The sequence below is a fragment of the Nostoc sp. C96 genome (assembly GCF_059384975.1).
Map to the genome: position 1 here is coordinate 2,792,712 of NZ_CM182020.1, position 18,624 is coordinate 2,811,335.

15 protein-coding genes are annotated in these 18,624 nt (G+C 41.1%); 12 read left to right on the plus strand and 3 right to left on the minus strand.

Annotated elements, in window-relative coordinates; translation table 11 throughout:
• Positions 1 to 23 precede the first annotated feature (23 nt).
• Entirely contained in the window at positions 24 to 3,602 is a 3,579-nt protein-coding gene (locus AC504W_RS12000; RefSeq protein ID WP_494877900.1) for a WD40 domain-containing protein, read from the minus strand.
• A 137-nt stretch (positions 3,603 to 3,739) separates the two neighbouring features.
• Here AC504W_RS12000 and AC504W_RS12005 point away from each other — a divergent pair, with 137 nt between their 5' ends.
• The 6 genes from AC504W_RS12005 to AC504W_RS12030 all read left to right on the plus strand — a co-directional run bounded on the left by AC504W_RS12005 (position 3,740) and on the right by AC504W_RS12030 (position 10,566).
• Positions 3,740 to 5,599 carry a ScyA-related TPP-binding enzyme gene (locus AC504W_RS12005; RefSeq protein ID WP_494877901.1) on the plus strand — a complete coding sequence of 620 codons (1,860 nt, stop codon included), beginning with the start codon at positions 3,740 to 3,742 and terminating at the stop codon, positions 5,597 to 5,599.
• Between the two features lie 13 nt (positions 5,600 to 5,612).
• A complete protein-coding gene (locus AC504W_RS12010) occupies positions 5,613 to 6,719 on the plus strand; it encodes a 3-oxoacyl-ACP synthase III family protein (RefSeq protein ID WP_494877902.1) in 1,107 nt (368 codons plus the stop codon).
• Between the two features lie 114 nt (positions 6,720 to 6,833).
• Entirely contained in the window at positions 6,834 to 7,634 is an 801-nt protein-coding gene (locus AC504W_RS12015; protein ID WP_494877903.1) for an SDR family NAD(P)-dependent oxidoreductase, read from the plus strand.
• A gap of 629 nt (positions 7,635 to 8,263) precedes the next feature.
• Entirely contained in the window at positions 8,264 to 9,805 is a 1,542-nt protein-coding gene (xisF, locus tag AC504W_RS12020) for a fdxN element excision recombinase XisF (protein ID WP_494877904.1), read from the plus strand.
• Positions 9,806 to 9,827: 22 nt separating this feature from the next.
• Positions 9,828 to 10,208, plus strand: a complete 381-nt coding sequence (locus AC504W_RS12025) for a transposase (protein WP_494877905.1) — start codon at positions 9,828 to 9,830, stop codon at positions 10,206 to 10,208.
• 229 nt (positions 10,209 to 10,437) lie between these two features.
• Positions 10,438 to 10,566, plus strand: a complete 129-nt coding sequence (locus AC504W_RS12030) for a hypothetical protein (RefSeq protein WP_277883411.1) — start codon at positions 10,438 to 10,440, stop codon at positions 10,564 to 10,566.
• Here AC504W_RS12030 and xisF (AC504W_RS12035) read toward each other — a convergent pair.
• Positions 10,563 to 12,107 carry a fdxN element excision recombinase XisF gene (gene xisF / locus AC504W_RS12035; protein WP_494877906.1) on the minus strand — a complete coding sequence of 515 codons (1,545 nt, stop codon included), beginning with the start codon at positions 12,105 to 12,107 and terminating at the stop codon, positions 10,563 to 10,565. The genes AC504W_RS12030 and xisF (AC504W_RS12035) overlap by 4 nt on opposite strands.
• Positions 12,108 to 12,217: 110 nt before the next feature.
• On the opposite strand from xisF (AC504W_RS12035), the gene nifS reads away from it, so the two are divergent.
• The 3 genes from nifS to AC504W_RS12050 all read left to right on the plus strand — a co-directional run bounded on the left by nifS (position 12,218) and on the right by AC504W_RS12050 (position 14,991).
• Positions 12,218 to 13,417 (plus strand): cysteine desulfurase NifS, encoded by a 1,200-nt coding sequence (gene nifS, locus AC504W_RS12040; RefSeq protein ID WP_494877907.1) that lies wholly within the window; start codon positions 12,218 to 12,220, stop codon positions 13,415 to 13,417.
• A gap of 98 nt (positions 13,418 to 13,515) precedes the next feature.
• The gene (gene nifU / locus AC504W_RS12045; RefSeq protein ID WP_494877908.1) at positions 13,516 to 14,436 is read left to right on the plus strand and encodes a Fe-S cluster assembly protein NifU; all 921 of its coding nucleotides are present in this window, start codon (positions 13,516 to 13,518) and stop codon (positions 14,434 to 14,436) included.
• Positions 14,437 to 14,631: 195 nt separating this feature from the next.
• Positions 14,632 to 14,991 (plus strand): group I truncated hemoglobin, encoded by a 360-nt coding sequence (locus AC504W_RS12050; RefSeq protein WP_494877909.1) that lies wholly within the window; start codon positions 14,632 to 14,634, stop codon positions 14,989 to 14,991.
• Between the two features lie 104 nt (positions 14,992 to 15,095).
• Here AC504W_RS12050 and AC504W_RS12055 read toward each other — a convergent pair whose 3' ends face one another.
• Positions 15,096 to 15,266 carry a hypothetical protein gene (locus tag AC504W_RS12055; RefSeq protein WP_494877910.1) on the minus strand — a complete coding sequence of 57 codons (171 nt, stop codon included), beginning with the start codon at positions 15,264 to 15,266 and terminating at the stop codon, positions 15,096 to 15,098.
• A 48-nt stretch (positions 15,267 to 15,314) separates the two neighbouring features.
• On the opposite strand from AC504W_RS12055, the gene nifH reads away from it, so the two are divergent.
• From nifH to AC504W_RS12070, 3 genes are all read left to right on the plus strand, one after another.
• Positions 15,315 to 16,202: a nitrogenase iron protein gene (nifH, locus tag AC504W_RS12060; RefSeq protein ID WP_096576486.1), complete on the plus strand. Its 888-nt coding sequence runs from the start codon at positions 15,315 to 15,317 to the stop codon at positions 16,200 to 16,202.
• A gap of 188 nt (positions 16,203 to 16,390) precedes the next feature.
• Positions 16,391 to 17,833, plus strand: coding sequence for a nitrogenase molybdenum-iron protein alpha chain (gene nifD, locus AC504W_RS12065; protein ID WP_494877911.1), 1,443 nt, complete (start codon positions 16,391 to 16,393; stop codon positions 17,831 to 17,833).
• Between the two features lie 309 nt (positions 17,834 to 18,142).
• Complete coding sequence (locus tag AC504W_RS12070) at positions 18,143 to 18,526, plus strand: hypothetical protein (RefSeq protein WP_494877912.1); 384 nt, start codon at positions 18,143 to 18,145, stop codon at positions 18,524 to 18,526.
• The last annotated feature ends 98 nt before the right edge of the window (positions 18,527 to 18,624 follow it).

Below are 18,624 nucleotides of genomic sequence, written 5' to 3' on the forward strand. Positions count from 1 at the left end.
CATTACGTGAGCATAATAGCATCTTATTCTCTCTCTACTGCCCCAAGAGCTTTTAATGTATTTTTTTCAGATGTAGTTAAACCAATTACATTGTTAATCTTCATACCTTCATAGGGTCTATCAATTCTTAGGGTTTTTAGGCATTCGCCTGTTTCAATATCCCAAAGTTTGATAGTTTCGTCTTCGCTACTACTAACTAACATGAAACCATTGGGGCTAAAGGCAATTGACCGTACTGCTTTGCGGTGTTCCTGAAAAGTCTTGAGACAAGCATTGGTGCTGATATCCCACAGTTTTATTGTTTGGTCATCACTACCACTGGCTAAAGTCTGCCCATCTGGACTAAAGGCAATTGTTCTCACTCGATATATATGACCTTGAAAGGTTTGTAAACATTGCCCAGTATGAATATCCCACAGTTTAATTGTCCGATCGCCACTGGCACTAGCAAGGATGTCTGCACGAGGGCTGAACGCGACTGATAAAACCCAATCACTATGTTCTGATAAGGTTTGCAAACAAATTCCGCTACTGATATCCCACAATTTGATAGTGCGATCGTTGCTTCCACTTGCCAGGATTTTACCGCAAGAACTGAAGGTAATTGTTTGTACGCGATCGCTATGCCCTATCAAAGTATGCAGACATTCTCCCGTATGCCAATCCCAAATCTTAACTGTTTTGTCACGACTACCACTTGCCAAAAGTTTACCATCAGGGCTGAAACTAACGGTATGTACCCAACTACTGTGTCCCCAAAGTGTTTGCAAACATTCTCCGCTACTTTGATCCCAAATTTTGATCGTTGCGTCGTCACTGCCACTGGCTAGAATCTGACTGTGATGCTGAGTTGAAGTTATGTTGCAATCATGTATCTTTTGAGGAGCAAAGCTAACTGAGGATATCAGATTAGTATGTCCTTGTAATATTCGGAGGCATTGTCCAGTGTTGATATCCCACAATCTTACCTGTTGGTCTTCACTGCCAGTTGCCAACATTTGACCATCGGGACTAAAAGCAACAGATAATATCCAATTACTATACCCATCTACGGTTCTCAAACATTGCCCTGTATGGAGATCCCATAACTTCATTGTTTGGTTTTCATTAACACTGACTAAGGATTGACCATCCGGGTTAAAATTAACTAACCAAACGCGTGAAGCGAAGCTGTCGCCGTTAGGCGAATCGCTATGTTCATGCAAAGTTTGCAGACATTCCCCTGTGATAAAATTCCATAGCTTAACTGTTTTATCTTCGCTTCCCGTTGCCAGTATCTTACCATCTGGGCTGAAAGCAACTGCCCACACATAACTGTTGTAGTCTGGTAAAGTTTTAATGCACTCACCGCTAGCTAAATCCCAAAATTTTACCTTTTCGCCATCACTGGCAGTTACCAGTGTTCGTCCATCCGAACTCAAAGCTACAGATAAGACCCAGTTGATATGAGTTGTGATAATTCGTAAACATTCCTCTGTGTCAACATTCCAGACTCTAACGGTTTGGTCTTCACTAGCAGTTACCATTTGCTGATCTGGGGTGAAGGATACGAAAATAACTCGATTGGTGTGTCCTGATAAAATTTTGAGGCATTGTCCGGTGTTAGTATCCCACAATCTCACAGTTTGGTCGTTGCTGCCACTGGCTAAAATTTCTCCGTCCGGACTAAAAGCTAAAAACTGCACCCAACTAGTATGGCCTTGAAGAGTTTTAAGGCATTGTCCGGTGTTAGTATCCCACAATCTTACTGTTTGGTCGTTGCTGCCACTGGCTAAAATTTCTCCGTCTGGACTAAAAGCCAGACACTGCACCCAAGCTTTATGACCATTGCAGGTAATGATTTGCTTAATGTTTGCAACTTCCCACAAATAAATTTCATTATCTGTGCTTGTTGCTAGCAGCTTTCCATCTGGGCTAAAGGTTGCTGATAAAACCCCTCCTAAAGTTCGAGTCAAAGCTGATTTACTCAGATCAGAGTTGGCGAAGTTGACTTGATGCAAATTTATACCTTGTAGGTAGGCTTGCCAAACCGTTAAGTTAGAAAAATCATAACCACTCAGGTTTACTTGGAGTTGCCAGAGTAAATTAAGAATATTACCTGCCGCATATCCTGGTTTTCGTAAGCCAAATGACTTTAATTGTAACAATATTTGATTTAAGCAATTCTGCACATTTTCTGCGCTACCAAAAAAACTTAATAGCTTATATATAATAGGCTTGAGAATCAGTTTAATTTGAGCATTTCTTATGTAATCTTTTGCAGTAGCTTTGATTAATGTACAACTATCAAATAACGCTATTTCCCCATTTTCTATTTCTTGACATATCTGTGTAATTAATCGGTCAATTACATATTCCATCACCACTTGTTGTTGAGTAAATTTTCCGGCATTCTTCTCAATTAGACAGCGTAATTGTAGCGATTCTAAAGTTTCCAAACAATTCTTAAGTGAAACAGCAGGTATAATATCTGCTTGTAATTCAGAAATTGATACCCATTCTCGATTAATTGTTAGCCAATACATTACCTGTTGTTCTAAAGCTGACAAGCGGTTAAATTGCTGCTCTAATAAATCCGAAATATCACCAAATACAATGGTTCCTTGTTCTAAAAACTCAGAAGTATTGCTATCAAATAATTCCTGAATAATAGTTGCGGCAATCTTCAATGCTAGGGGATTGCCTCCATAATAATCTACCAATACTCGACTTTGGCTTTCTGATATATAAAAGCCTTTATCTGCTATGATTGCCTGTCCATCATATTGCGTTAACCCAGATAATCTTAATGAACGAATTGGAGAATTTATAGTTTCTCTAATACTAATTTCTCTGGGTTTTTCTCTGCTAGTTAATAATACACAACTTTGATGATTTGTTTCTGCTATACATCTGATAATTTGACCATATTCGGCATACTCTGGTTGATATCCTCCAGCGCGTTCTTCACTAGATAAAATAGATTCAAGATTATCTAAAATTAATAGAGAACGAGAGGCACGCAGAAATTCCATTAATCGAGAAATTTTACCGTCTAATGTTTCTGGTAAATCAGTTTCTCGCTGGTGAGAAAAAAAGTTAATTAAGTCGGTCAATAGTTCATGGATTGATGGTGCATTGCGAAGACTGCGCCAAATTATGTAATCAAATTCTTCTTGGAGAAGCTGTGCTAGCTTGACAGACAAAGCGGTTTTACCAATTCCTCCCATACCAATTAAAGTAATGAGTCGGCAGCGATCGCTCACAATCCATTGTTTTAATAGGGTGAGTTCTTCTTTACGTCCGTAAAAAACTGAGACATCAATCGCCTCTCCCCAGTCCCGAAGTTTACTATTACTGCTTTTTTGAATATTTTTACTCGGATTATTGTCGGCATTATCAAAATTTAGGTCGGCGATTTCTTGCCAATTTAGTGCCAACTTCTGGCAGAGTTCCTCAAATGTCGCCTGATCAACAGGTTTACCAGTTAAAAAGTTACTGACTGTGGCTAAAGCCATCCCAACATCCTCAGCTAAAGCTTTTTGGCTGGCAAAACCGTTACGTCTAATTGCCAGCTTCACTTTCCCAATGTATTCCTGGCTAACTCTGAGTGATCTAGGCATAGCTTATCCCCAAAAAATCACACTGATGAATAAATAGCAAAAGTCAGTCGAAACCAGAAATAAGTCAGTATCTCTCAGGCGTGAACTCAGTATGCAATGAAGTTAGATGTATTTAGAAGGTATATTGTTTTAAGTCTATGAGCATTAAATCTTTTTCTGACAACACAAGTGAAGCTGAAAAGTTAAAAAATGGTAGCCCCATAAGATTGACTCCAAATCAGCATAATACCATAAATGATAAATCTGGCACTGGCATTTTTGCTGCAAGTAAGTCATCGTTAACTGTCTCATCTTTGACGAACATCCAACCAAACTCACCGTTGGGTATTGTTCCTGGCTCAGTGGCTTCTGTAATAGTCAAAATGCTAGAAGAGATGGGAGTGCAATATGCCTTTGGTGTTTCCGGAGGAGCAATTGTCCCTTTATGGTACGCTCTGCAACATAGTTCTATTCAGGTGCTGCACTTTCGTCATGAAGCAGGCGCAGCATTTGCTGCTACTGAAGCATACTTTGCTAGCGATCGCCCTGTTGTGGTATTTGTAACTACAGGGCCAGGTCTTACTAATGCGTTAACAGGTTTATTTGCGGCTCGTTGGGAAGGTGCAAAGGTAATTTTTGTCTCGGCCGCTACTTCAACATCTCAGCGTGGACGCTGGGCTTGCCAGGAAACCAGTACCTATACTATGCCCAGTACAGGAATTTTTACCTCAGAATCTCTATTCCATTATGCACATACCCTCGAATCCGATGATGAACTTCCAGAGGTTTATCGCAGGCTGACTTTGGGTTTAGCCCAACCAGGAGGCTTTGTCGCACATTTGAGTATTCCTACTAACATTCAAACAAGTTTAGTTCAGACAGCCTTACCACGAGTTAATCTCTGCTTTTCTCCAGTCGCCGCTAGTGAAGAAACCATTGCAGGATGTGCACGGTTGTTGTCGCCTGAAAAATTTGCTATCTGGGTTGGCTTTGGTGCTAGAGGTGCAGCAGCAGAAATTCTTCAGTTGGCTGAGAAGACGGGGGCTGCGGTCATGTGTTCGCCGCGTGCCAAAGGTATTTTTCCAGAGAACCATCCGCAGTTTGTCGGAGTCACTGGCTTTGCTGGGCATAGGTCTGTTTTAACTTATATGCAAAAGTACCGTCCTCAACGAGTGTTGGTACTGGGAACGCGCTTGAGTGAACTCACTTCATTTTGGCATCCAGGCATGATTCCTGAGAAAGGTTTTTTACATATTGATATTGACCCAAATGTGCCTGGAACTGCATACCCAAATGTCGATACGTTCGCTATTCAGTCTGATGTGGGAATGTTTGTGAAAGCATTGCTGAAGCACTACCCTAATGCTCAAAATCAAGCAACTATACTATCTCAAACTGAGCGTCAACAAATCAATCCCCGAATCAAGGGCTTGGTGCGTCCAAAAGTACTCATGGATGCAATTCAACGGGTGATAGTTGAACAGAGCAATGCCATAGTTATGACCGAGGCGGGTAACTCCTTAGCATGGGGAAATCACTTATTGCAATTTACTCAACCGAATCGTTACCGAGCTAGTACAGGATTTGGTTCTTTAGGCCATTTCGTCACGGGTGTGCTTGGTGCAACCTTAGCACACAAAGCAAAGGCAGTTGCCATTGTTGGCGATGGTGCAATGCTGATGAACAGTGAGGTCAGCACAGCTGTGAGATACCAGATTCCTGCTGTTTGGATTATTCTCAACGATGGATGTTACAACATGTGCGGTCAGGGATCGACTTTGCAGGGCTTCGCAGGGATGGATGTAGAAATTCCGCAGGTGGATTTTGTGAAACTTGCCTGTGCGATGGGAGCCGATGGTATCCGTGTGGAAAGTGAATCTGATATCTGCACCGCCCTCAAGAAAGCGATCGCTTCTCCTGTTCCCTTTGTAGTTGATGTGATTATCGATCCGCATGAACCTGTGCCGATAGAAGGTCGGATTGACAGTTTGATTTCCCAAGGCATTACAAATTCATAGAAAGGAACTGATCATGAAAAGTTATCCTGTTGGCATTCGCTCTTTAGCATTGAGCTTTCCTAGCAACATCTGCACCAATGATTACTACCGCCAAAAATACCCAGAACTAATTTCTCAGTCGGAGCAAAAAAGTCTGGCTAGGCTATTTTCACTTGCTGATTCTACTCCTAGCAATGAATTTGATCAGGAAATGATGCCTTATCTTTCAGACCCTTTCCGGGGTGCTGTTGAGCGCCGGATACTAGCTCCAGGTGAATCATCGTTAACTCTAGAGTATCGTGCAGCACGAGATGCTTTAGAGGTAGCTAATTTAGCTGTAGAAGACATTGATTTGGCGATCGTTACCTCTTTTGGTACAGATGAAGTTGTAGCTGGTAATGCTGCGTTTCTCGTCAATCAACTTGGTTTGCGCTGTGCTGCGTGGAATCTGAATTCCATGTGTTCAAGTGCTATGGTTGCATTGCAAACTGCAAGTACATTAGTGCAAGCAGGAGACTACAGTAGCGTTCTAGTAGTTACTTCCTGTGCATATTCTCGGCTTTTGGATGAGAGAGATACCATCTCTTGGATTACTGGTGATGGTGCTGGAGCAATTGTGGTTAGTCAGCTTAAAGCTAACCAAGGAATTCTCGCTAGTAAAACCGTTCACTCTGCCGAGACTTGTGGCTCATTTCATACTGAAATTGCCGAGGATGTTCAAGGAAATATGCGATTATTTATGAAAACAGGCAAAGGCGCGAATCGAGTGATTAGTAACACTGCCGCCGATTTTCTACTGAAAACTTGCGAGGGTGCGATCGCCGCAGCCAACGTAACCATCGACCAAATCGACTTCTTTATTTTTAATACCCCAACAGCTTGGTTTACTAAATTTGGCGCTCGTGTCTTAGGGATTAACATAGAACGCACCATCAATCTTTACCCTCAGTATGGCAACATCGGGCCTGTACTTCCCTTGGCTAATCTATATCATGCTGCGCTATCAGGTAAGATTCGTGAAAATGACTTAGTTCTTGTCTATTCGTTTGGGGCATCAGCAAATGCCACTGCAACCGTGATGCGCTGGGGCGATGTAGCTTTAGGTTCTGTACATCTGTTGGAGCCATCTGGGATTAAATGAGGTTAACATCTTTCCCTCACTATATTTTCAAGCACTCAGTGGGGTATACCAAAGAGCTTCAATGGCTAATCTCGCTCACCAAAAAGAGAATTTTTAACTCAGCAAATAAAGAATATGGATTTGCATCTTAAAGGAAAACGCGCCCTTGTCACGGGTAGTAGCTCTGGTATTGGTGAAGGCATTGCTAAAGCACTGACACAAGAAGGGGCGATCGCAGTTGTACATGGTCGCAATCAAACACAAGCTAGTCGTGTAGTTCAGGAGATTGTTGCTAATGGTGGAGAAGCGTTTGTTGCTATTGGTGATTTAGCTACTGATACAGGCGCAGAGCAAGTAGTAGATAAGGCCTTATCAAACCTTGGGGCTGTGGATATTTTGATTAATAATGCTGGTACTTACTTCATGCGTGATTGGATGAACTCAACACCCAGCCAATGGATGGAGCTTTACAACATCAATGTTGTTTCGATGGTACGTATAACTCAGCTTTTAGTGCCACAAATGCGAAAACTTGGTTGGGGACGCATCATAAATATGTCTAGTAGTGTAGCTATACAACCAATATCTACGCCTGACTATTCGGCAACCAAAGCTGCTAACCTCAACTTAACAGTGAGTTTAGCAAAAGAATTAGCCGGAACTGGAATTACAGTAAATACAGTAAGCCCTGGTTCAATTGTCACACCCGGTTTGAACGAAATCATGCTGCAAATAGGTTCAGCGCAAGGATGGGATACAGATTTAGAGCAGATTCAGCAGCATCTGTTAAAAGGGATGATGAGCAATCCCACTGGTAGACTCGGAACCGTTGATGACGTAGCGCATATAGTAACATTTCTTTGTAGTCCTCTTGCTGGCTATATTAACGGTTCTAACTTGCGTGTCGATGGTGGTTGGGTATCAACTATCAACTAGAAACAGAAAAACTCAAGCTAACCTTGCTACTTCTGATTTTTACAAAAAAGGCAGTTATTGCGATCAAAGAGAAGCAATTCATTGTTAATCTTTTTCTGAGCAAAGTCAGGAGTGCCATCAGTGTAAGCTTCTTTCAATACTAACTGCTGCAACTCGAAGCATAATTTACCCTTTTTTGAAGTTACTCTTGACATTTCGATTAACTATGCAGTTATCATTGTAGATGAAATTAAAACTTGAAAAATAACAACTAAATAATCAACCTAAGCCAGGGACTAACATCCCTGGCTTTTTTGGTAAGCCAACAATAATTTGAAGAAATCTCAAATTCATTGAAGATTTTAGTGCCATAAATACTTGTGACAAATTTTCATGAACTTTGGATAGGTTAAACATGGTTATTTGGCATTAGACAAAGTGTTATTTATGTTTTTATTGGCGATAAATTGAAAGATAAAAATATGACTCAACTATATATTATTTGTAATAAAACCTTACTTTTTTATGTCATTTTAACTAACTTTGTGCATACCCGGCAGGCAGCAGATATGCACAAAAATTTGATAATATTTTCACATCTCAATATGAACATATTAAAGAATTAACTTATTGAATTAGGGAGGTTAAGAATGGTAATTAAATTAGAAAACGACAAAAAAATTGTCGGTTATGCTAGAGTTTCTTCTCGTGAACAAGCTGTTGACTCTCATGCTTTAGAACAACAAATAGCAAGACTAAAAGCAGCAGGAGCAACAAAAATTTTCCAAGACATTCAATCTGGTAGCAGGGATAACAGACCTGCTTTGAAAGAATTAATGAAATCCATTAGCGAAGGCAATATCGATGAAGTCATCATCACTAGAATAGATAGAATTGCGCGGTCTTTACCAAAGTTACGAGAATGTATAGAAAATTTTGTAACTACTGGAGTAAATTTCCAAGTTTTAGATCAAGAAATTGATTTGACCACATCCCAAGGCAAATTAATGCTGAATTTATTAGGTTCTCTTGCCGAATGGGAAACTGACCTTTTATCGGAAAGAGTACGTCATGGTAAAAAATACCGTCGCGATCAAAAAGCCGCTAGTGACTCTTATCCTTGGGCTTATAGAACTGTGAATGATAAATATCAACTTAATAATAGTCCATTTCTTTGTTTAATATCCAATAGACCATCTAATTATCTAGAACTCTATAATGAAACAGATTTAACTAAGTTAAATGCTTTAACTGTTAAGGATATAGCCAGAGATTGCGTTGATATTTTTTTACAGGTTAAAGGAGCTACTAGGGCTTTAAAAAGCATATTTCAAAAATATGGTTTAGCTAAAATTAATTATCGGAGAAATGGTAGTGATGGTAAATTTCATTGGACAGTTACAGGGTTTATTTGGTGGTTGAGTAATCCGGTGTTATGTGGTCATACTGCCTATCTGCAACGAATTAATCTAGGAAAAGGTAAAAGAAAGAAGAATCAGCGCGAAAACTGGGAATTTATCTATAATACGCATCCCGAACACAGACTCCTTACCGATGAAGAATACTTAGAAATTCAGCGCATACTCAAGTTTAATAACAAGAAAGGGCCAATCACAAATCCAGAACTCAATGGAACTAATTCATATCGAGAATATGCCTATCAAAGTGGGCTTGTTTTCTGTGCTGAATGTGGTTCTAAATGCATTACTAAAAGTGCTAAACGCAGAGACGGAGGCAAGTATTATTATTTTGCCTGTAGATACGCAGGGATGGGATGTAAAAATCTAATATCCACCCGGAAACAAAATATTGAGTATGCTCTAATTCAGACTTTAGTTCAACGTTCTCAGACTTTCACAAGTGAGCCAGAACAATCTGCAATACCACAGGAAAAGTCAGAGAAGTTGAAGGAATTGGAGTCAAGGCTAGATGCTCTCGACAGAATTCCGGGTTTTGATCCAGACTTAGAAAACCTCAAGGCTAAAGTTCGTCAGCAAATTGAGGAGGAAATTAATCCTTTTAACTCTGATTCTATTTTGAATAAGAGTACGGAAGAAATTATTCGTGCAGGAAATAATTTGGCAATCTGGCACACACTTTCTCCTGATGATAAGGTCAAAATTTTTCAGCAGATTGTCCATAGGATCACTGTGCAGAACAAAGAAGTTAAAGAAGTCACTCTCAAAATTTGAACGTTTATTCTAATTTGGGCTTATGAATACTCAAAAAATTTTTGATTTAAATAAACTTAGATGTGAAGTTGCTATGCAACAAGCTCTACAGGAATGGCAACCACAGCCTAAAACCTATGGTATTGAATGTCCTAGATGCAGTTCCACTAAACTTGGGAAAAATGGTAAACCTAATGGCGTACAAAAATATTTATGTTATGACTGCGATCGCACTTTTGTTGAAAGACCACGGCTTGTGTGTGAATGTTTAATTCCAGGTCATCAGCCAAATTGTCAATCTTGTCCTCAGTTCCAAGAGTTTTTAGGATTAGTTAAGCAAAAAATGAATAAATTGTACTCTTTGAGCTTTCAAGAGTTACAAGGCCTCAAATCTTCTGATAATGTGGCTAAAACACTTGATTAATATAGTGGTTAAAGTACAATTTGTTACCAATTTGTTTGAAGTTGCTGCATAAGACTTAATTCTCCATCAAACTTGCATATCTTTGTCAAATTTTGCAACACCACTTCTTTTATAAATTAAACCTACTACATTTTGTTCTTGCAAAACATTTTGATTTCGAGTGGTTGCTTGCCATGAACAAAAAAAATTGCAAATTTCGCTATCCTCATATTAACTAATAATGGTGCTTATGGCTTACGAATCTTGGTCACAAGTTGTAATTCGCACAGTTTTAGAATGGGAAAAACGTAAAGCCGAGCTACAATCTACCTCGGCTATTCCAGAACAAAAAACAAAGTCCAAAAACAAAACTGCTTAGTAACGATACTCAATGGCTGTAATGAAGTGGCCATCTACAAATATTTTTTTTACGCAGCCATTGAGTATTAATCGCTTATCTTGTGCTTTCAGTCCTTGCCAATAACTTTTATTAGAAAAAGCCTGTATAATTCGTTCCTTAGCAATTAGGGATTCTTTAGCTGCATTATGTGTTGTTCCAAGCGCGATCGCAATCTGTTCTTTGAGGTCATTTTTTATTTGTTCAATTGCTGAACTTGGTGGTAAAGTTTCCAGTGTATTCAGCGATGCACGCAGGGTTTTTACTTCTGCGGGTTCCTCTACAGGAACTTGCTCATCTGTATCAACAAAGCTTGCTAACCGTTCGGCTTCTTTAGCTAAGAAATCTACTACTTGGATATCTAATATTTTGGATGAAATCATATTTTTATTACTACAATTGCCAGCTTTATACAACCTGCACTGATAATAATAAATGACTTCTCCATCTTTATTTACTCGTTTTGCATGGCGCGTCATCGAACCACCACAATGAGCGCATTTGATTAAATTAGAAAACGGGTTCACTTCGTTCTCGTCTCTGGAAGCCCATCGGTTATTACGATTTTCTCTGATAATCTGTTTTACTCGTTCATGTTCATCGTAGGTGATGATTGCCTCATCGTCGTGGGTTCCCCATTTTACCTTCCACTCGTCAAAGTGTTTGCGTTTTCCCTTTGACTTAACGTAAGTATCATAAGGTAGACCCCCTGCATAAACAGGGTTGACTAATAATGCCTTTAAACCTGCAATCGACCATCTTAGTCCAGACCACGGATAACGCAAGGGGTGGTTAACTTTATTTGGTGTAAAGACAATTTTATCTAAGTCATCATCACTAACAATCCGTGAAGATGTTTCCGCCTTGTTCCAATCAAAAGCTTTTGTTTCAATACCGAAATCTGCGTGCAGTTTACGCACAGTCGCCGCCACTGAACCACACTCAAAAAAAGTATTGAAAATATATCTCGCCACATCAGATACAGTTAATTCTCTGCGTCCTTCTAATAAGCAAACGCATGGTGAGAGATCGCAGACATATTTATCTTTGTTGATACGATATCCTAATGGGGCAACTCGGTGACTTTTTCCTTGGTTTACCCGATGACGACGTTCACTCTTTAATCTCTCTGTCACCATTCTGACCTCGAATTTGGCAGCCGCCAGCAACATATCTATTGTTAATTCTCCACCCAAACTATCAGGGTCAACTCCTTGGTCTAGAGCTATTAATTTAATTCCCTTAGAACGCAATACCTCCAACAAGGAATAAAACAACCGCGATGATGAGCCAATCCGGTCAATTCGGGTAAATTGCAGTGATTTAACCTTACCTTTTGGCGATGTCTTTAAATCATTAATTAATTGTTGTAACCCTTCCCTAACTTCAGTTGTCCGTGATTGAATATCCCAGTACACTTTGGAACATCCAACACCACGCAAGCGTTCTATTTGTTTACGCAACGCACCTTTATCTGTTTGTTGTTCTTCACCGCTGACTCTGGCATAACCCCAACTTTCCATAACAAGGCATAGATACGACTTTCAATTATATTAGATAGCAAATACTTCTATTCTCAGAAGTTCTCTGAACAATTGCAAAAGCATCAGGGTGAAATATTAGGGGTATAAGAATGAGCGTCATTTATCTAGACAATAATGCGACTACTAAGGTAGACCCACAGGTTTTAGAGGCAATGATGCCTTACTTAACCGAATATTACGCCAACCCCTCAAGTATGCACACCTTTGGCGGGCAACTGGCTAAAGCAGTGAAAACAGCCAGGGAACAACTAGCCGCCCTCCTCGGTGCAGATGAATCAGAAATTGTTTTTACTAGTTGTGGAACCGAGGGAGATAATGCAGCCATTCGCGCCGCTTTGTTAGCCCAGCCAGAAAAACGCCACATCATCACTACCCAGGTAGAACATCCGGCGGTGCTGAATGTCTGCAAACAACTAGAAACCCAAGGTTACAGTGTTACTTATCTTTCAGTAAATAGCCAGGGGCAGTTGGATCTAGATGAACTAGAAGCCTCGCTGACAGGGAACACCGCCTTGGTAAGCATTATGTATGCTAACAACGAGACAGGCACAATTTTTCCAATTGAGCAGATTGGATTACGCGTCAAAGAAAGCGGCGCACTGTTCCACGTAGATGCAGTGCAAGCAGTGGGTAAAATTCCCCTGAACATGAAGACCAGCACAATAGATATGCTAACTATGTCTGGTCATAAGATTCACGCACCCAAAGGTATTGGCGCGTTGTATGTGCGTCGGGGCGTGAGATTCCGGCCGCTGTTGATTGGTGGACACCAAGAACGCGGTCGCCGTGCGGGTACAGAGAATGTTCCTGGTATCGTTGGTTTAGGTAAAGCAGCCGAATTGGAATTGCTGCATTTAGAAGAAGCAACTAAGAGAGAAAGACAGTTGCGCGATCGCCTGGAACAAACTCTCCTCGCAAAAATCCCTGATTGTGAAGTTAACGGCGATACTAAGAACAGATTGCCCAACACCACCAACATCGGTTTTAAATATATCGAGGGTGAAGCAATCCTGCTTTTGTTAAATAAATACGGTATCTGTGCCTCATCTGGTTCCGCTTGCACCTCCGGTTCACTCGAACCATCGCACGTTCTCCGGGCAATGGGTTTACCATACACCACCTTACATGGTTCCATTCGCTTCAGTCTTTGCCGCTACACCACCGACGCTGAAATCGATCGCGTCATTGAAGTTATGCCCGAAATTGTAGAACGTCTCCGCGCTCTGTCGCCATTCAAAAACGACGACGCAGGTTGGTTGCAATCGCAGTCATTAGTCAACAGTCATTAGTCAATGGTTATTCGTCATTGGTCATTATTAGTCATTAGGCACAAATGACCAAGGGCAAATCACAAATGACAAAGGACAAATAACAAAGGACAAAATTCATGTGGGACTACACAGATAAAGTATTAGAACTATTTTACGATCCCAAGAATCAGGGAACGATTGAAGAAACGGGCGAATCTGGAGTTAAGGTTGCAACGGGAGAAGTCGGCAGCATTTCTTGCGGAGACGCTTTGAGACTGCACCTAAAAGTCGAAGTAGAATCTGATAAAATTCTTGATGCCCGCTTCCAAACCTTTGGTTGTACTAGTGCGATCGCTTCTTCTAGTGCATTGACCGAAATGGTTAAAGGTTTAACTTTAGATGAAGCCTTGAAGGTATCTAATAAAGATATTGCAAATTACCTCGGCGGTTTACCCGAAGCCAAAATGCACTGCTCAGTTATGGGTCAAGAAGCCCTAGAAGCCGCAATCTATAACTATCGTGGCATTCCTCTGGCTGCCCATGACGACGATGACGAAGGCGTGTTAATTTGCTCCTGCTTTGGTATCACTGATACAAAAATTCGCCGCGTAGTGAAAGAAAATAACCTTACTACTGCGGAGCAGGTAACAAATTATGTCAAAGCTGGTGGCGGATGCGGTTCCTGTTTAACAAAAATTGATGATATTATTAAAGATGTAGAGCAGGAAGTCGCCACAACCACTAAAAACGCAAATAACGGCATAAAAACAGCAGAAATTCTTAACTCTGGTCAGATAGCTACAGCCACAAGACCACTGACCAACGTCCAAAAGATTGCCTTAATTCAAAAAGTTCTCGACGAAGAAGTAAGACCCGTCCTGATTGCTGACGGTGGAGATGTAGAACTGTACGACATAGAAGGAAATACAGTTAAAGTCATCCTCAAAGGTGCTTGTGGTTCTTGTTCTAGCAGCACCGCCACCTTAAAGATAGCGATTGAATCCAGACTGCGCGATCGCATCAGCAAAGATATCGTAGTACAAGCAGTTGAGCTATAGCTCTCAGTTTTACCCACAGTACAAATACACCCTAATGTGCAACAGCCAAGAACAGAAAGTAGGATTTAACCGATACGATTGTTTTCCCATCAATGTTTTATTCCTACTGACGACAAACAGCTAACAGCACATAGGCAAAGATATTCAACGCCTACCTGCAATTTCAATATCCAACACGCTTCAAAGGAAAAGGATATGAGTGCAACATTGTATGACAAACTTGGCGGACAACCGACTATTGAGAAAATAGTTGATGACTTACACAAACGCATCTTGGCAGACAACACCCTCAAACCATTTTTCGCTAACACAGATATGGCGAAACAGCGCGCTCATCAAATTGCATTCTTCTCTCTGATATTTGAGGGGCCAAAGCAATACACTGGTCGCCCAATGGACAAAACACACACAGGTATGAGTCTACAGGAACCACACTTTGATGCGATCGCCAAACACTTAACTGAGGCTATGGCTGTAGGTGGAGCATCAGCAGAAGACACCAAAGCTGCGTTAGATCGCGTTTCCAGCTTGAAGGGAGCTATTTTGAACAAGTAATCGGACTGACGCATTGATAGCTGACTAATAGCTAAGTCAAGTCTTACCTAACGTTCCCAGTTTCTCCAGATTATGGCGTATTTGTAAAGTGTGTAATTACTTTGTCATTTGCCTAATAAACAACAAATGACAAAGGCTAAATAAAATTTTAACCCCGAATCATTATGACACCAATATCCACCAATTTTGCTGTAGAGCGATCGCCCCCGGCGTGTGCCTAAGCGACGTTCTACAAACCCCTCACAGCCATAGCTCAACAGGCGTGAGATTCTCAAAAAAACCCAAAGACCCACTAAACCAACCAATTCTAGGAAAAGAGAACCATGACTGACGAAAAAATTAGACAGATAGCTTTCTATGGTAAAGGTGGTATTGGTAAATCTACCACCTCCCAAAACACCCTGGCAGCTATGGCAGAAATGGGTCAACGCATCATGATCGTAGGTTGCGACCCTAAAGCAGACTCCACCCGTTTGATGCTCCACGCCAAAGCACAAACCACCGTATTACACTTAGCTGCTGAACGCGGTGCAGTAGAAGACCTAGAACTCGAAGAAGTAATGCTCACCGGTTTCCGTGGTGTTAAGTGCGTAGAATCTGGTGGCCCAGAACCCGGTGTAGGTTGCGCTGGTCGTGGTATTATCACCGCTATTAACTTCTTGGAAGAAAACGGTGCTTACCAAGACCTAGACTTCGTATCCTACGACGTATTGGGAGACGTTGTGTGCGGTGGTTTTGCTATGCCTATCCGTGAAGGTAAAGCACAAGAAATCTACATCGTTACCTCTGGTGAAATGATGGCGATGTACGCTGCAAACAACATCGCTCGTGGTATTTTGAAATACGCTCACTCCGGTGGTGTACGCTTAGGTGGTTTGATTTGTAACAGCCGTAAGACAGACCGGGAACACGAACTCATCGAAACCTTGGCAAAACGGTTGAACACCCAAATGATTCACTTCGTACCTCGTGACAACATCGTTCAACACGCTGAATTGCGTCGGATGACCGTTAACGAGTACGCACCAGACAGCAACCAAGGTAATGAATACCGTGAATTAGCTAAGAAGATCATCAACAACGACAAACTCACCATTCCTACACCAATTGAAATGGATGAATTAGAAGCACTGTTGATTGAATACGGTATCCTCGATGATGATTCCAAGCACGCAGAAATCATCGGTAAGCCCGCAGAAGCTACCAAGTAGGTAATTCCCTAATTGGGAGACAAGGAAAGTATGAAGTATGAAGTGTGAAGTATGAAGTGTAAAGTCTGAAATCTCAAATATTTCATCTTTTAACCTTCAGCTTTGATCCTTTAGCCTTCAACCTTCATCCTTCTCCTCTCCCTTTTTTCCCTAAATTTCCCCATCCTTAACAGTAACCGAGGCAGACTATGACACCTCCAGAAAACCAAAATCTTGTAGATGAAAATAAGGAACTTATTAAAGAAGTTCTGCAAGCTTACCCCGAAAAAGCTCGCAAAAAACGCGAAAAACACCTCAACGTCCACGAAGAAAGCAAGTCCGATTGCGGCGTTAAGTCTAACATCAAATCTATTCCTGGTGTAATGACCGCCCGTGGTTGTGCTTATGCAGGTTCTAAAGGTGTGGTTTGGGGCCCTATTAAGGACATGATCCACATCAGCCACGGCCCAGTAGGTTGCGGTTACTGGTCTTGGTCTGGTCGTCGTAACTACTATGTAGGTATCACAGGTATCAACTCCTTTGGTACCATGCACTTCACCTCCGACTTCCAAGAACGCGACATCGTATTCGGTGGTGACAAAAAACTCACCAAAATCATCGACGAACTAGAAATTCTCTTCCCTCTAAACCGTGGTGTTTCCATTCAATCTGAATGTCCCATCGGTCTAATTGGGGATGACATCGAAGCTGTAGCTAAAAAAGCTTCTAAGCAATATGGTAAACCAGTTGTACCCCTACGTTGCGAAGGTTTCCGTGGTGTATCCCAGTCTTTAGGACACCACATCGCTAACGATGCTATCCGTGACTGGATTTTCCCTGAATTTGACAAGGCTAAGAAAAACAACACAATCGACTTCGAGCCAAGCCCCTACGACGTAGCCCTAATCGGTGACTACAATATCGGTGGTGACGCTTGGGCCAGCCGGATGTTATTAGAAGAAATGGGCTTGCGTGTTGTTGCTCAGTGGTCTGGTGACGGTACACTGAACGAGTTGATTCAAGGCCCTGCTGCTAAATTAGTTCTGATCCACTGCTACCGTTCTATGAACTACATCTGCCGTAGTTTGGAAGAACAATACGGTATGCCTTGGATGGAATTCAACTTCTTCGGCCCCACCAAGATTGCTGCATCTTTACGCGAAATCGCCGCTAAATTTGACTCTAAGATTCAAGAAAACGCTGAGAAAGTCATCGCTAAGTACACACCAGTGATGAATGCGGTACTTGAAAAGTATCGTCCTCGCTTGGAAGGTAACACCGTAATGTTGTACGTAGGTGGTCTACGTCCTCGTCACGTTGTTCCCGCTTTTGAAGATTTGGGTATCAAAGTTGTCGGTACAGGCTACGAATTCGCTCACAACGACGACTACAAACGTACCACCCACTATATCGATAACGCCACCATCATTTACGATGACGTTACCGCCTACGAATTCGAGGAATTCGTTAAAGCTAAGAAGCCTGATTTAATCGCTTCTGGTATTAAAGAGAAGTACGCCTTCCAAAAGATGGGTCTACCCTTCCGTCAAATGCACTCTTGGGATTACTCCGAACTTGGCAATGGGGCGAATATGTCAGGTATATCAAGATTTTCTTGTGAAGGGAGAAAAAAGAGTCTATTTTTAGCCTAAATGCAGGTTTTAGGGTTATGTAGGAACAATATATTTTTGCTGCTTAAGACAATGTAACTCTTATATGGTAGGGCTTTTGGGTTTTGCTTAGATTTTGTTTACTAAAAAAATGTAAATTAAAAAACTATTTTAACTGAATTTTTTTAGATTAATATGGGCGATCGCTCACAATAATACTCTACTAATGTCTATGAATAGTTTTTTATAACTAGTCTGTGCTAAAAATCACAACATTGCACGTAAAAAGTTAGATATAATAAAAACCATTGCTCTTGTTCATATCTAATCTGAGACATCTACCCAAATTTTATGCTTTTAGAAACTTTGGCAACTAAGGCTGTAGAGTATTTTGCATTGCAAGTGTCAGGTGGTGCTTTACAAAAATTGGGGGCGGATGCAAAAGACTACCTTCAAAAGTTAGTTGGTTTAATATACAGTCACTTTGCGGGTAGGCAAGAAATTCAGGAAGCTACACAAAATCCACTAGCATTAAAAGCTGCAATTATTAGTGAGGCTCCAAACAATGTTGCTTTTCGTGAAGACTTAGAGAGTGTAGTTACCAAGTTGATTGAGATTGAGGGAAATAGCAATAGTGGAAACGTGAATCAAATTTCTAATGGCTCTGGCTCAAATATTAATGCGCCACAGAATACAGGATATATAGCAGGAGGAAATCAGTACTTTCGGGGCTGATAATCTTCATGTACATTTTAATTCAAATTATGAATCATCACCAACAGAGCTTCCTAAACACTTAAGATTAACCTCATTTTGGAGGAAGCTTTGCAATT